We start from the raw sequence: 13,868 nt of genomic DNA on the forward strand, positions 1-13,868 counted from the left end.
GACTCCTTCTCCGAGCCGGCGTCGGTGTCGAGCAGGATCAGGTCGGTGGTGATGACCGAGGGAGTGGTCGGCGGGGGATTGCTCATGGCGCACCTTCGGTTGGCGGATGTGGGGTTGGCGGATGTGTGGTTGGCGGATGTGTGGTTGGCGGATGTGGGGTTGGGGTGACAGCGGTGACCGAGACATCGTCGAGATTGAGTTGGGCCGGGGTGGGCATCGCCGATCCGGGCAGCGCTGCGGCGCCACTGCCGTAAGCGACGGCCATCTGCAGTCGGGCCGGCGCGTCGGCGCCCTCGACGTCGGCGCGAACATATCCGGCCAGCGACGAGTCCCCGGCCCCGACGGTGCTGCGGGGTTGGATCGGCGGCGGGGTGGCCAGCCAGGCACCGTCGGCGTCGACAAGCAGGGCGCCGGCGGCCCCCAGGGTCGCCAGCACCGCACCCACACCGCGGTCCACCAGGTGGCGGGCGGCCCGGACGACGGGTTCAGCGTCGCCGCGGGCCACCGCCGACTCCAGCGATTCGGCCGACACCCCGGTCAGGCCAGCGAGTTCCTCGGCGTTGGGTTTGACCAGATCAGGCGCCGCGCGCTCCAGGCCCGCGGCCAGCGCCGCCAGGGGTGCCTCCGAGGTGTCCACCGCCACCTTGCAACCGTGCGCCTTCAACGCCGCCGTCATGTCGCAATACCAACCGTCCGGCAGGCCCGGCGGCAACGATCCGGACAACACCACCCAGTGATCGGCCTGAGCCCGCTGCATGACCGCCCAGGCCAGGTCTTCAGCCTCGGCCGCGCTCAGTGCGGGGCCCGGTTCGTTGATTTTGGTTGTGGTGCCGTCGGGTTCGGTGATCGTGAGGTTGGTCCGGACGGCGCCGGAAACCGGAACCGCCGCGAACTGCACTCCCGCAGAACGCAACCCGGCCAGGATGGGATCGTGGTCGCCGGCCGGCAGGATCGCGACGACGTCGATGCCGGCCAGGGTGAGCGCCCGCGCGACGTTGACCCCCTTGCCGCCCGGTTCGGAGGTCACTGAGGTGACTCGGTGCACCCCACCGCGGACCAACTCGCCTGCAAGCGTCGCGGTGCGGTCGATGCTCGGGTTGGGGGTGACGGTGATGATCATGCTGCTCCCAATCATGATGTGCTCTGCGCGACAACCACTTCCAGCCCTTCGCGGGCAAGGTTGTCGTGGTCGGCAGCGGTAATCTCCGAATCGGTGACCAGCACGTCCAGCGAGCTGACCGGTGCGAAGCCAACGAACTCCTCGCGGCCAATCTTGGATGAGTCCGCAACGACCACAACAAAATTCGCGGAAGCCACCATGGCTCGCTTGACGGCCGCCTCGTCCGGATCGGGAGTGGACAGACCGTGCCGAACCGTGATCCCGTTGGTCCCGATGAACGCGATGTCGACCCGCAGTGCGGCCAGGGCTTCCAGGGCGGGAGCGCCGACGCAGGCCTGGGTCAGCCCGCGCACCCGACCGCCGAGTACCTGCAGGCAGACCGACCCGAAGCCGGCCAGACGAGCGGCGATGGGAATCGAATTGGTGACCACCTGAAGTTCCCGGTCCGGCGGCAACAGTGCCGCCACCCGCGCCGTGGTGGTGCCGGCGTCGAGTAACACGGTGCTCCCCGACTGCGGGAGGAACTCCGCGGCCGCCCGTGCGACGGCCTGTTTGTGTGCGGCCCGGGTGACCTCACGTTCATCCACGCTGGGTTCGACAAGGCGGAGAGTCCGGGCCGGGACCGCCCCGCCGTGCACCCGGCGCAGCACCCCGGCCCGGTCCAGCACGGCCAGGTCGCGCCGGACGGTCTCGGTGGTCACCTCGAATGCCTGCGCCAGTTCGGTCACCGAAGCACGGCCGTGAGTGGTCACCTGTGCGGCGATCGCCTGCTGCCGTTCCTCCGGGTACACGGGCGCGCCACCGCCTTATCGTGATGTGGGATTACCCCAGATTCATGTTGATCTGTGTGGTTTTACCGCCGCGGCCGTGCGACTGTCAACGTTTTGCTGTAATCCACAGCATGACCCCGCCTGATGTGTCGACACCTTCCACCGTTTTGCAGGGCGTTCCGGTGGTACCGGGCGTCCGGTTCGCCCCGGTGCTCCGGGCCAACCGGCTACCCGCGATCACCGAACTCGATCCCGGCGTCGAGGTGCCCGAGGCCGATCGGTCGGCTGAGGTGGCACGTTTCGGCGCTGCGGCGTCCGCCGTCGCCCAAGGCCTGCGCGACCGCGCCGCGGCGGCCACCGGCGCTGCCGCCGAGGTGCTGACGGCGACCGCGCAACTGGCCACCGACCGCGCCTGGCTCGGCGCGGCGGAGAATGCCATCAAGGCCGGTAAGGGCGCGGTTCGGGCGACGGCTGACGCCGCCGCACAGTTCATCGAGATGTTCACCAAGATGGGCGGACTAATGGCCGAACGGGTGACCGACCTCAAGGACATCCGAGACCGCGTGATCGCCGATCTCGCCGGGCTGCCGGCCCCCGGGGTGCCAGACCCGGTCGAGCCGTCGATCCTGTTCGCCGAGGACCTCGCCCCGGCCGATACCGCCGGCCTGGACCCGCACCGGATCGTGGGCCTGGCCACCTCGCTGGGCGGGCCGACCAGCCACACCGCGATCATCGCCCGCCAACTCGGTATTCCGTGTGTGGTGGCGGTGAAGGGTCTCGACGATGTGCCGGCCGGGACGATGGTCCTGCTGGACGGCAGCCGCGGAACCGTCACCGTCGATCCGGACCGGGCCGACGCGGCGGCGGCGGTTGCTGCCTCCGATGTCGCGGCGGCGGCGATGGCCGGGTGGACCGGACCGGGCGCGACGGCAGACGGGCACGCGGTATCCATTCTGGCCAACGTGGCCGACGGTTCGGCCGCCCGGGCGGCACGTCAGGCGCCGGTGGAAGGCGTCGGACTCTTCCGCACCGAGTTGTGTTTCCTGGACGCCAACACCGAACCGAGCGTCGATGAACAGGCTGCGATCTACGCCGAGGTACTCGAGGCGTTCGCCGGCCACAAAGTCGTGATCCGGACGCTGGATGCCGGATCGGACAAACCGCTGAAGTTCGTCAACAGTCCCGATGAGGAGAACCCCGCACTGGGGGTTCGCGGATTCCGGATCATCGACCTCGATGCCGCACTGGTGGGCCGCCAACTCGACGCCATCGCCATGGCGGCGGAGCGGACCGGTAACGCACCGTGGGTGATGGCGCCGATGATCGCCACCCCCGACGAGGCGCGACGGTTCGCCGCCCTGGCCCGGGAACGCAATCTGCACCCGGGCGTGATGATCGAAGTGCCCGCGGCGGCACTGCTGGCCGAGCGGATCCTCGAGCACGTCGAGTTCCTCTCCATCGGGACCAACGACCTGACGCAGTACACGATGGCGGCCGACCGGATGTCCTCGGATCTGGCGACGTTGACCGACCCGTGGCAACCCGGCGTGATCAACCTGGTCGCCGCGACCGCCCGCGCCGGCCAGGCCACCGGCAAACCGGTCGGGGTGTGCGGCGAGGCCGCCGCTGACCCCCTGCTGGCGTGCGTGCTCACCGGCTTGGGCGTGACGTCGCTGTCGGCGGCCGCGTCCGCGGTCACCCCGGTGGGAGCCAAACTGGCGTCGGTCACCCTGCAGCAGTGCCGGGACGCGGCCGAGGCGGTGCTGACCACGACGGGTCCGGCCGAGGCGCGGGCGGCCGCGCAGGAGATCCTCGGCTGAGCCGAGGTCAGACCGCCTCGGCCGGTTCGGTGTTCGCCGGATAGGCGGATTCGAGTTCGCCGATGTTGGCGGCCACCGTCACCAACGGAAGCGCGGCGGCCTCGGCTGCCGGGGTGATCGCGGCCTCGGCGCGCAACGCGGGTACGAATTGCGCGCTCATGTCGGGTACGGGTCCTGCCGATGAGGCTGCCGGATCGGACCCCTCGAGGTGGGCGCACAGCGCTGCCGTGTGCTCCTCCAACACCTTTCGGGTCCGCGGGTACACCCCCGGGGGCGGGGGGACGATGTCGGCGATGAGGTCGGCCGTGGTGCGCAGACGCGGGATCCGGCCGGCGCCCTCCAGTTGGCCGGTGTCGGTCGCGCCGGCGTTCTCGCACAGGTACACCCGGACCGCATCGCCGTGGGTGCGGGCAGCGGTGAGTGCGGCCGCGCCCAGATCAGCCACCGCCTGTTGGGTCTGCGGGGACACCCCGCGGGTAACCCGGTTCACCGCGCCGGCCAGGTAGCGCGAACACGCACTGACGGCGTCGTCGACCGACCGTTGCAGCGCCGCCTGTGCACCGCCCGGCCACAGCAGCATCGAGACCGCCAGGCCGACCAGCGCCCCGAGGATGACGTCCTCGACCCGGATCAGGCCGATCTGCCAGCCGATCGGCCGCATCAGGTTGAACACGATCAGTACCTGCATGGTGAACATGGCTTGGCTGGCGATGAACGAGCCCACCGCCAACACATACGTTGAGCCGAAAGTCGCCAGGGGCAGCAGCGTCCACAGCACAACCGGGTTGACACCGACGACGGCGATCACCGCGGCACCGATGACGAACCCGATCAGCGTGCCGGTGATGGCCCGCACCACCGTGGTCCGGGTGCCGGCTGCACTGCTGCGCAGCACCGACAGCGCGCCGAGGACAACCCACAGCGCGTTCTGCACGGGCAGGACCATGGTCACGATGACGGCCAGCGCGAGCGCCGAACCAGTGCGCAGACTGTTGATGACGGTGACCGAACGGGTTTTCAGATAACCGATCAGGGACAGCCAGGCACTGCGCCGGGTATGCACCCGGTCGGCGATCCCGGTCTCCGGCAGCCCTCGCCCGAGCATCCGGTCCAGCAGGGGTCGGGCGTCGATCGCGGTCGCGGTGGCGATGATGCTTCCGGTCAGCCCGATGGTGGCGCTCATGGTCCGTCTGCTCAACAGCGTGCGGCCGAGCTGCACGGCCGCGGCGTCGCTGGCCTCACCCAGGATGTCGTGTATGTCGTTGTCGTAGCGGGCGTAGGCGATCAGTCGGTGTGCCGCCACAACGCCAGACAACTCCGCGGCGTGCTCAGCCGCCGGCGACCGCAGAGCCTCGGCGCTGCTCCGCAGCACCGCGACGCTGAGTGGGGCGATATCGGCAAGCAGCCGTGCGGTGTCGGCAGTCACCCGGTCGGTGAGCCACTGCAGGTTGGACACCACCCGGATCAGGCTGCGACTGCCCGCCGTCATCGCCATCGGCCGGAAGGCGCTGCTGAGGAATTCCGCCCGCAGGCTGTCCATCGCCTCCTCGACCCGATCTCCGCCGCCGTCGTGGTCGCCGGCCTCGATCCGATCGGCCAGGGCGGCGCAGACCACGGCGGCGTGGTGCCGCAGTTCGGTGGTGTAGCGCGGCGGGAACAGGAGCAACGCGGCCGGTACGCACACCAGAAGTGCCAACGCCCAACCCAGCAGCCGGTCGGTGAGGGGGGCCACCGGCATCACCACCGGCAGCAGGAACACCATGAGGGTGGCGCGTTGCCCGGCCGCCACCAGTTCGCTGAGCAGACCCAGAAAACTCACCAGCGCCCCCACCGCGAAGCACAGCACGACGGCGGCCCACGGACACGGAGCGGCCCAGGTGCCCAGCGCGATGAGCAGCGCGCCGTTGACGCCGAGACTGGCGTAGCCCGTCGCGCGCGTGCCGATCGAGCCGGGAAAGTCCGCCGCGATGAGCAGTGCGATCGACCCGACCAGAGTGAACACCGGCGCCTGAGTGTCCCCGGCCACCAGGAAGCTCACCGTCGCGGCCAACGGCAAGGCGATCCCGGCCCGCAGCGCCCGGCGCAGGCCGTCACGGCCGGGGTCGCGGGTGCGCAGGGTGTCGGCGACTCGCCGGAAGACGGTGCGATCGGGGGGTGCCATGGACCCTTACGGCGCCGGAACGTCGGCGAACCGGCCGGCCTGCAGGTCGTGGAGCATGGTCTTGCTCATCCAGGCGAACAGTTCGGCTTCCCTGGGCAGAGTGGCCTGCTCGTAGCCCACGAACACATAGACAGACCAGGCTGCGTAGGTCTGCGCCTGACGGGGGTCGCCGACGATTTCCAGCGCGGACTCGTAGATGATGTCGAACCGCTCCTGGTCGACATCCCGCTGCACCGCCAGAACCTCGGGATTCACCGAGCTCCACGCTCGGATGGCGGCCTCTGCGCTGTGCGGCAGGGCCAGCGCGACGTCGATGATGGCCTGGATGCGACGCGGGGCGTCGGGCTGAGCCCGGAGCACCTCGATCAGCCGGACGGTGCGGTCCTGCCGCCAGTAGGCCACCAGCTCACGGGTGTAGGCGCCCCAGCCGCTGAAGTAGTGGTAAAAGGACCCGGTCGTGACGCCGAGCCGGCTGCAGACCTCAGCCAGCTTCAGGCCGCCGAACCCGAGGTCGGCCAGGATTCCCAGGCCGATCTCGAAGTACGACTCCCGTGCGGCAACGATGGGCATGCACAGACCTTAAGCGTCTGCCCGGTGCGACGGGAGTGAGTGATGCTGTCTTGAAAAATGGACATTCCGTGTGTTGTTGAGACGAGCGGCGGCAGGGGAGTCGCCCCCCGCCTCCGGTATTTCGCACGTAGCGAAGATTCTGGCAAACGATGGTCCGTTTTCTCTTCGGTTATGATAATTATCGGCGATCGTCACGATCCCGAGCGGCCGCTCTCAGGCCTGGTGATCGGCATCCCGTCACTGATTGCGAATCGGCAGGTTGCTTACTGGTGACTGGGCCGTGAATAACACGTTTTTTCAACAATTCTCGGCGCAAAATGTCAGTGCCACGCTGCGGGTGCAGCGATCCTTCGCCGGGGTCCCGACCAGTCCCGTGCGGGCGATAGGGGGCATCTGGCACAATCAAGGGATGCGAAACTCTGTGCGCCGTGGACCAGGCAGGCCACCGGCAGCGAAATCGGCTCAGACTCGCGGTCGAATCCTGCACGCAGCGCGCGAAGTGTTCAGTGAGGTGGGCTACGACGCCGCCACGTTCCAGGAGATCGCGCTGCGCGCCGATCTGACCCGGCCCGCCATCAATCACTACTACCCGAGTAAGCACTCGCTCTATCAGCACGTCGTCGACGAGACCAACACGACGGTCATCGCGGCTGCCCTCGATGAGGCCGGCAGTGCGGAGACATTCGTGGGCCGTATCCGGGCCTTCCTCGAAGCCGCCGCGCGGTCCAAGGACTACGACCGCGCCGCAGCGGCTTTCCTGGTCACCTCGGTGCTGGAGTCCCAACGGCACCCGGAACTGAGCCTGCACGACAACGATTCGCTGCATCGCACCCGGCAATTCGCGGCCGATGCGGTTCGGGATGGCATCGCCAGCGGTGAATTGCGCGCCGATATCGACTCTTATGCCGCAACCGAGATGCTGGTCGCCGCATTCTGGGGGCTGGGCTTCTACGCGGGCTTCGTGGGGGAACAGGACAGGCTGGATCGGATCACGGGTGAGTTCATGAAGCTGTTCGGCGCCGGCAGTTGGTTTACCAGCGACTAGCTTGTCTAAGCTTTAGCTACGCGCGGCCGGAAGTTTGGAGCACACCCGTGAGCACTTTGCGTAGCCATGACGACACCTGGGATATCGCCAGCAGTGTGGGGGTGACGGCGGTGATGGTGGCCGCCGCCCGGGCCAGAGAAACCGAGGCCGCCGATCCGCTGATCCGCGATCCCTACGCCCGGGTTCTGGTCACCGGCGCCGATACCGGGGGTTGGGCGAAATTCCTCGACCCGGACATGCAGGAGCGGATCTCCACCGCCGACCCGGAGGCCGCCGCACTGTTCGCCAACATGCTCGGCTATCAGGCGGTGCGCACCCGTTTCTTCGACACTTTCTACACCGATGCAGTGGCCGCCGGGATCCGGCAGGTGGTGATTCTGGCTTCGGGTCTGGATTCGCGGGCTTACCGGTTGGGTTGGCCGCAGGGCACGGTGGTGTACGAGATCGACCAACCCAAGGTGCTGGAGTACAAGGCTGCCATCTTGGCCGAGCACGGCGCCGTTCCCACAGCCGAACGGCGGGAGGTGGCCATCGATCTGCGCCAGGACTGGCCCGCTGCGCTGAAGGCGGCCGGATTCGACCCCGCCGGGCGCACTGCGTGGTTGGCCGAAGGCCTTTTGATGTACCTGCCGGCTGAGGCCCAGGACCGGCTGTTCGAACAGATCGGTGAGCTCAGTGCGCCGGGCAGCCGAATCTCCGTCGAGGCCGTTGCACACCACGACGAGGAACGTCGCGCGCAGATGCGCGAGCGCTGGAACCACGTGGCCGACGATCTTGGCATCGAGCGGACCATTGACATCGCCGATCTGACCTACAACGACCCGCACCGCGCCGACGCCACTGCCTGGCTCAATGCCCACGGGTGGAGGGCGTCCGGGACAGGGTCCACTGAGGAGATGCGTCGTCTGGACCGGTGGGTGGAGGTGCCCAGCCAGGACGGCCAGGAGAACTTCACCACCTTCGTCGTGGGGGAACGCCTCTAGGGAGCCTGGCCGTCAGGCAAGCAGCCAGGGCACGACCAGCCGGGTGACATCGCCGAGCAGAGCGTCCGACCGGGGTGCCTTCGGATCATCAGAGCGGGTGCGGGTCATGACCGACAGCAGCAGACGTTCGTCGCCGGGGCCGAAGGCCAGACCGATGTCGTTGGTGCTGGCGTAGTCACCGGCCCCGGTCTTATCGGCGATGGTCCAGCCAGGGGGCAGCCCTGCCCGGATGCGATTGTCTCCGGTGACGATGGTGAGCATCCACTCCCGTAGTTGATTGCGGTGCGGTTCGTCGAGGACGTCGCCGGTCAACATGTTCAGAAATCCGGTGCCCATCCCGCGTGGGCTCGAGGTGTCCCGGGGATCGCCCGGGTAGGCGGTGTTGAGGTCGGTCTCCCAGCGCACCATCCAGGTACGGTCGTCACCGACCGAGCGGGCGAACTGCGTCACACTGGCTGGTCCGCCGAGGATTTCGAGCATCAGATTGGTAGCCGTGTTGTCGCTCTGGCGCACCGCCGCCGCGCACAGATCCGACAGCGACATCCAGTCGCCCACGTTGGGCTCGGTGATCGGGGAGGCGACGGGGACGAAAAGCGCCGGGTCGATGTACACCTCGTCGGTGAGCCGCAGCTCGCCGCGCTGATCCTTCTGCAGAATCTGTGCTGCCACATAGGCTTTGAAGGCCGAACAGGTGGCGAACAGGTCGTTGTCCCGGTAACCCAGCATTCGGCCGGATCCCAGGTTGCGGCCGTAGAACCCGACCTTGGCGTTGTACTGATCCTCCAGTGCGGCAAGGCCGGCCTCGATCGGCGGAACCGGATCGGCCGTCGCGACACCCCGATAGCCGCTGGCCGCCAGGGCTGCCGCGGTGGCACCTGCGAGGAGCACTCGACGGCGGGAAAGGTTCACAGCGCACCTACTTCGGATCGGTGACATCGTCGGAGCCACCCTCCCATGAGGCGGTCGGAAAACCGCGCAGGATGGCTCGTTACGATAGCCGTCGGCGGTTGGTTGCCACGGCCGGTTAGCAGAGAGGACCCCCATGCCCGGAGTTCAGGATCGAGTCATTGCCGTCACCGGCGCAGGCGGCGGCCTGGGTCGCGAATACGCGCTGGCCCTCGCCCGTGAAGGTGCCAGCGTGGTCGTCAACGACCTCGGTGGGGCCCGTGACGGCACCGGCGCGGGACATTCGATGGCTGATCAGGTGGTCGGAGAAATCACGGAAGCCGGTGGGCGTGCGGTGGCAAACTACGACAGCGTCGCTGACGCCGAGGGTGCCGAGAACATCGTCAATACCGCCCTCGAGGAGTTCGGCGCCATCCATGGCGTGGTCAGCAACGCCGGCATCCTCAGGGACGGCACCTTCCACAAGATGACCAGCGAGGCCTGGGATTCGGTGCTCAAGGTGCATCTCTACGGCGGGTACAACGTCATCCGCGCCGCCTGGCCGCACTTCCGTGAGCAGTCCTACGGCCGAATCGTGGTGGCCACCTCGACCAGTGGCCTGTTCGGCAACTTCGGCCAGGCCAATTACAGCGCTGCAAAGTTGGGCCTCGTCGGTCTGATCAACACGCTGTCCCAGGAGGGCGCGAAGTACAACATCAAGGCCAACGCCGTCGCTCCGATCGCCGCCACTCGCATGACCGAGGACATCCTGCCGCCCGAGGTGTTCGCCAAGCTAACCCCCGAGTACGTGGCACCAGTAGTGGCCTACCTGTGCAGTGAAGAGGTGCCCGATTCCGCGTCGGTGTTCATCGTCGGCGGCGGGAAGGTCCAGCGTGCGGCGCTGTTTCAGAACGAAGGTGTGACCTTCGAGAGCGTGCCCGGCTATGACGACGTCGCTGCGCACTGGTCGACCATCGACGATATGTCGGCGGCAAAACCGGCATCGTTCAAGCTCTAGTACTCGTGTCGTGAAAGCTCTTGTCGCGCAGGAGCTCAGCGGGCCGGCAGGGCTGGTGTACACCGAGGTCGAGGATCCGATCATCGGACCGGACACCGTTGTGGTGGACGTTCTTGCGGCCGGGGTCTGTTTTCCCGATCTGCTGTTGATCAGCGGGCAGTATCAACTGCGACTGCAAACCCCGTTCATCCCGGGTGCCGAGGTGGCCGGGGTCCTGCGGTCAGCCCCGCCGGGGTCCGGCTTGGTCGCCGGCGCTCGGGTTTACGGGATGGGACTGCTCGGCGGATACGCCGAACAAGCCGCCCTTCCGGTTGACGCCGTCCTTCCCACGCCGCCGGAACTCGATGACGCGCAAGCGGTTTCGCTGCTGGTCAATTACCACACCATGTATTTCGCGTTGGCCCGTCGTGCGGCGCTGCGCGCAGGGGAGACCGTCGGAGTGCTCGGATCTGCCGGTGGGGTGGGTGCCGCGGCGATCCAAGTGGCCAAAGCCATGGGCGCAACAGTGGTCGCGATGGTGAATCGGGAGAACGGGCGGGACTTCGTCGCAGGACTCGGCGCCGATGTCGTGCTGCCACTGTCCGGGGAGTGGTCCAGAGCGGTCCGCGAGCACACCGGGGGTCGGGGTGTCGACGTCATCGTCGACCCGATCGGCGGGGACGCCTTCGACGAGGCGATCCGCGCACTGGCACCCGAGGGGCGATTGTTGGTGATCGGCTTCGCTGCGGGCGGAATCCCGGTCGTGAAAGTCAATCGACTGCTGTTGCGCAATGTCGGGGTTCTCGGCGTCGGCTGGCGCGAGTTCGTCATGTCCAAACCTGAGGTCCAAGCCGAGTGCGCGGCAGGGGTGGCCCGTTTGGTGGCGGGCGGCTTGAGACCACCCGCACCGCAGCGCTTTCCGTTATCTGAGGGTCGCGCCGCGCTGGAGAGCCTGGCCGCCGGTAAGTTGTTCGGAAAGGTCGTGCTGGAACCGTGAGCACCGGTGCGCTTGTCCTCGTCGCGATCGCCATCGCCGTCGGACTGATGGGCATCCTGGTGCCGTTCCTGCCCGGCAGTCTGCTGGTGTGGGCGGCCATCGCGGTGTGGGCTTTCGTCGAACAAACCACTACCGCCTGGGTGGTGCTCGGTGTGGCCACCGCGGTGATCGGTGCGGGCATCCTGGTGAAATACCTCTGGCCGGCCCGGCGGATGAAGGCCGCCGACGTCAGCGGACGAACCCTGGCCGCCGGTGCGGTACTGGGCGTGATCGGTTTTTTCGTGATCCCGGTAGCCGGTCTGCTGATCGGCTTCGTGCTGGGCGTCTACCTCGCCGAAGTCGTTGCGCGCCGTGACCGGCGGCGGGCATGGGCCTCCACCAAGCACGCCATCAAAGGGGTCGCGTTGTCGGTGGGCGTGGAACTGGTGGCGGCGCTGCTGGCGACAGCGGCGTGGGTCGTCGGAGTGGTGCTAACCCAGTAGCCGGGTGCGCAGCAGTGCCACATCCTCATCGGTCACCCCGGATTCGGCCAGATAACCGGGCAGGCCTCCGTGGGTCTCGTCAAGCACACGCCGCGCGCCGAGGAGGTACTCCTCCCGCACCCCCAACACGTCGTCGGTGAGCCGGGACTCGGCGAATGAGAGCACCTCATCGGTCATTCCCTCGCGGCTGCGCATCGTGGTCAGGATGGCGTTGCGCAGCCGCCCGACCGCATCATTGCTGCGCAGATAATCGGCAAGTACGTCATCGGCGGGCACCCCGGCGGCTTCCAGTGCCACCGCCACCGCGAATCCGGTCCGGTCCTTGCCGGCGAAGCAGTGCACGAGCACCGGCCGGTCAGCGCCCAGCAGGGTGATGATCTGTCGCACCGCCCGGCGCGCCCCACCGAGGGTGGGGAAGCGTTCGTACTCCGCGGTCATCCACCGGCGGGCGGCCGCGACCGGGTCCTCCTCGGAGAACTCGGTCAACATCTTGTTCCAGCTCGATTCGTGCGGGGCCTCACCGGTTTCATGGGAGTCATGGGAATGGGACACCTCCGGGAACGGGAGGTTGTGGACGGCCACGCCGTCGGGCACCAAACCACCGCCGCGCCGCTGAACCTCGGCGGGTGAACGCAGATCCGCAACGTCGGTCACGCCCAGTGCAGCCAGTGCGCGTCGGCCGTCATCGTCGAGGTGGGACAGCTCGCTGGACCGGAACAGCCGTCCGGGCTGCAACGGAGCCGTCTCGGCGACATCACGGAAATTCCAGGCGCCGGAGAGCCTCTCGTGGGCGTCGCTGGGCATCACCCGCGCGTCACCGCCGAGGCCATCGGCCCCGGTTCCCGGCCGAGTTCCGCGCGGGCGATGGTGCGGATGTGCACCTCGTCGGGACCGTCGAAGATCCGCATGGCGCGCTGCCAGCCGTACATTCGGGCCAGTGGGAAGTCGTCACTGACACCGCCGCCGCCGTGGATCTGGATGGCCCGGTCGATCACGTTGAGCGACATCTGCGGGGCCACCGACTTGATCTGGGAGACCAGGGCGAAGGCAGCGCGGTTTCCGTGCTGGTCGATGGTCCACGCCGCCTTCTCGCACAGCAGTCGGGCCTGGTCGATCTCGTTGCGGGACAGTGCGATCTGCTGCTGCACCATGCCCTGCTCGGCGAGCGGTTTGCCGAAGGCGACCCGGGTGCGGGCCCGTTCGGTCATCAACGCCAGGGCGCGTTCGGCCACCCCGATCGCGCGCATGCAGTGGTGAATGCGGCCCGGACCCAAGCGCGCCTGGGCGATGGCGAAGCCCATGCCCTCCTGCGCCAGCAGATTCGACGCAGGGACCCGCACGCCTGAGTAGATGATCTCGGCGTGGCCATGCTGGTCCTGCCAGCCGAACACCGACGTTGACCGCACTATGTTGACTCCGGGGGTGTCAGTGGGCACCAGGATCATCGACTGCTGCTGATGCGAGGCGGCGTCGGGGTTGGTGCGGCCCATCACGATCAGGATCTTGCAGCGCGGGTCGTTGGCGCCGGAGGTCCACCACTTGCGGCCATTGATGACGTAGTCGTCGCCGTCGCGGACGATCTCGGTCTGGATGTTGCGGGCGTCGCTGGAGGCCACCGCCGGTTCGGTCATCGAGAAGGCGCTGCGGATCTCCCCGGCCAGCAGTGGCTCGAGCCACTGCTTCTTCTGCTCCGGGGTGCCGAACATGTGCAGCACCTCCATGTTCCCGGTGTCCGGGGCGGCGCAGTTGATGGCCTCCGGGGCGATCTCGGTGCTCCACCCGGACAACTCCGCCAGCGGTGCGTACTCAAGATTGGTCAGACCGGACTCCGACGGCAGGAACAGATTCCACAGACCGCGCTGCTTGGCCTTGATCTTCAGTTCCTCGACGACCGGCGGAACGGTGAAGTCAGCCGGACCGGCCGAGGCCCGGTACTCGTCGTAGTACTTCTCGGCCGGGAACACTTCCTCGACCATGAATTCGGTGAGGCGGTGGTGGTAATCGGCGGCCTTGGCGGACATGGCGAAATCCATAACGC

13 protein-coding genes are annotated in these 13,868 nt (G+C 67.8%); 6 read left to right on the top strand and 7 right to left on the bottom strand.

What is annotated here, in order from left to right; genetic code table 11:
* Positions 1-82: 82 nt before the first annotated feature.
* Positions 83-1,120, bottom strand: a complete 1,038-nt coding sequence (gene pfkB / locus ADBZ5N_RS04050) for a 1-phosphofructokinase (protein WP_526256237.1) — start codon at positions 1,118-1,120, stop codon at positions 83-85.
* Between the two features lie 11 nt (positions 1,121-1,131).
* Positions 1,132-1,911 (bottom strand): DeoR/GlpR family DNA-binding transcription regulator, encoded by a 780-nt coding sequence (locus tag ADBZ5N_RS04055; protein ID WP_526256206.1) that lies wholly within the window; start codon positions 1,909-1,911, stop codon positions 1,132-1,134.
* A 110-nt stretch (positions 1,912-2,021) separates the two neighbouring features.
* Here ADBZ5N_RS04055 and ptsP point away from each other — a divergent pair, with 110 nt between their 5' ends.
* The gene (gene ptsP, locus ADBZ5N_RS04060) at positions 2,022-3,710 is read left to right on the top strand and encodes a phosphoenolpyruvate--protein phosphotransferase (RefSeq protein WP_526256207.1); all 1,689 of its coding nucleotides are present in this window, start codon (positions 2,022-2,024) and stop codon (positions 3,708-3,710) included.
* 7 nt (positions 3,711-3,717) lie between these two features.
* Here ptsP and ADBZ5N_RS04065 read toward each other — a convergent pair whose 3' ends face one another.
* Both ADBZ5N_RS04065 and ADBZ5N_RS04070 read right to left on the bottom strand, forming a co-directional pair.
* Positions 3,718-5,871, bottom strand: a complete 2,154-nt coding sequence (locus tag ADBZ5N_RS04065; RefSeq protein WP_526256208.1) for an FUSC family protein — start codon at positions 5,869-5,871, stop codon at positions 3,718-3,720.
* Positions 5,872-5,877: 6 nt separating this feature from the next.
* Positions 5,878-6,441: a TetR/AcrR family transcriptional regulator gene (locus ADBZ5N_RS04070; protein ID WP_526256209.1), complete on the bottom strand. Its 564-nt coding sequence runs from the start codon at positions 6,439-6,441 to the stop codon at positions 5,878-5,880.
* A gap of 409 nt (positions 6,442-6,850) precedes the next feature.
* Between ADBZ5N_RS04070 and ADBZ5N_RS04075 the strand changes: the two genes are divergently transcribed.
* Complete coding sequence (locus tag ADBZ5N_RS04075) at positions 6,851-7,486, top strand: TetR/AcrR family transcriptional regulator (protein ID WP_526256210.1); 636 nt, start codon at positions 6,851-6,853, stop codon at positions 7,484-7,486.
* A gap of 47 nt (positions 7,487-7,533) precedes the next feature.
* Positions 7,534-8,469, top strand: coding sequence for a class I SAM-dependent methyltransferase (locus ADBZ5N_RS04080; RefSeq protein ID WP_526256211.1), 936 nt, complete (start codon positions 7,534-7,536; stop codon positions 8,467-8,469).
* A 12-nt stretch (positions 8,470-8,481) separates the two neighbouring features.
* Here ADBZ5N_RS04080 and bla read toward each other — a convergent pair whose 3' ends face one another.
* Positions 8,482-9,378, bottom strand: coding sequence for a class A beta-lactamase (gene bla, locus ADBZ5N_RS04085; protein ID WP_526256212.1), 897 nt, complete (start codon positions 9,376-9,378; stop codon positions 8,482-8,484).
* Positions 9,379-9,511: 133 nt separating this feature from the next.
* Between bla and ADBZ5N_RS04090 the strand changes: the two genes are divergently transcribed.
* From ADBZ5N_RS04090 to ADBZ5N_RS04100, 3 genes are read left to right on the top strand one after another with little or no spacing between them, the layout of a single operon-like run.
* On the top strand, positions 9,512-10,372 hold the full coding sequence (locus ADBZ5N_RS04090) for an SDR family oxidoreductase (RefSeq protein ID WP_526256213.1): 861 nt from the start codon (positions 9,512-9,514) through the stop codon (positions 10,370-10,372).
* A gap of 10 nt (positions 10,373-10,382) precedes the next feature.
* The gene (locus tag ADBZ5N_RS04095) at positions 10,383-11,348 is read left to right on the top strand and encodes an NADPH:quinone oxidoreductase family protein (protein ID WP_526256214.1); all 966 of its coding nucleotides are present in this window, start codon (positions 10,383-10,385) and stop codon (positions 11,346-11,348) included.
* Complete coding sequence (locus tag ADBZ5N_RS04100) at positions 11,345-11,830, top strand: DUF456 family protein (RefSeq protein WP_526256215.1); 486 nt, start codon at positions 11,345-11,347, stop codon at positions 11,828-11,830. The genes ADBZ5N_RS04095 and ADBZ5N_RS04100 overlap by 4 nt, the downstream gene beginning before the upstream one ends.
* Here ADBZ5N_RS04100 and ADBZ5N_RS04105 read toward each other — a convergent pair.
* Entirely contained in the window at positions 11,819-12,634 is an 816-nt protein-coding gene (locus ADBZ5N_RS04105; RefSeq protein WP_526256216.1) for a tyrosine-protein phosphatase, read from the bottom strand. The genes ADBZ5N_RS04100 and ADBZ5N_RS04105 overlap by 12 nt on opposite strands.
* Complete coding sequence (locus ADBZ5N_RS04110; protein WP_526256238.1) at positions 12,634-13,851, bottom strand: acyl-CoA dehydrogenase family protein; 1,218 nt, start codon at positions 13,849-13,851, stop codon at positions 12,634-12,636. The genes ADBZ5N_RS04105 and ADBZ5N_RS04110 overlap by 1 nt, the downstream gene beginning before the upstream one ends.
* Positions 13,852-13,868 lie beyond the last annotated feature (17 nt).

This window comes from Mycobacterium sp., assembly GCF_044370595.1.
GTDB lineage: Bacteria > Actinomycetota > Actinomycetes > Mycobacteriales > Mycobacteriaceae > Mycobacterium.

What these genes read in the sequence shown, in the direction of transcription:
- pfkB (WP_526256237.1), bottom strand. Translation starts at nt 1,120, where the DNA reads ATGATCATCACCGTCACCCCCAACCCGAGCATCGACCGCACCGCGACG.
- ptsP (WP_526256207.1), top strand. Translation starts at nt 2,022, where the DNA reads ATGACCCCGCCTGATGTGTCGACACCTTCCACCGTTTTGCAGGGCGTT.
- ADBZ5N_RS04065 (WP_526256208.1), bottom strand. Translation starts at nt 5,871, where the DNA reads ATGGCACCCCCCGATCGCACCGTCTTCCGGCGAGTCGCCGACACCCTG.
- ADBZ5N_RS04070 (WP_526256209.1), bottom strand. Translation starts at nt 6,441, where the DNA reads ATGCCCATCGTTGCCGCACGGGAGTCGTACTTCGAGATCGGCCTGGGA.
- ADBZ5N_RS04075 (WP_526256210.1), top strand. Translation starts at nt 6,851, where the DNA reads ATGCGAAACTCTGTGCGCCGTGGACCAGGCAGGCCACCGGCAGCGAAA.
- ADBZ5N_RS04090 (WP_526256213.1), top strand. Translation starts at nt 9,512, where the DNA reads ATGCCCGGAGTTCAGGATCGAGTCATTGCCGTCACCGGCGCAGGCGGC.
- ADBZ5N_RS04105 (WP_526256216.1), bottom strand. Translation starts at nt 12,634, where the DNA reads ATGCCCAGCGACGCCCACGAGAGGCTCTCCGGCGCCTGGAATTTCCGT.
- ADBZ5N_RS04110 (WP_526256238.1), bottom strand. Translation starts at nt 13,851, where the DNA reads ATGTCCGCCAAGGCCGCCGATTACCACCACCGCCTCACCGAATTCATG.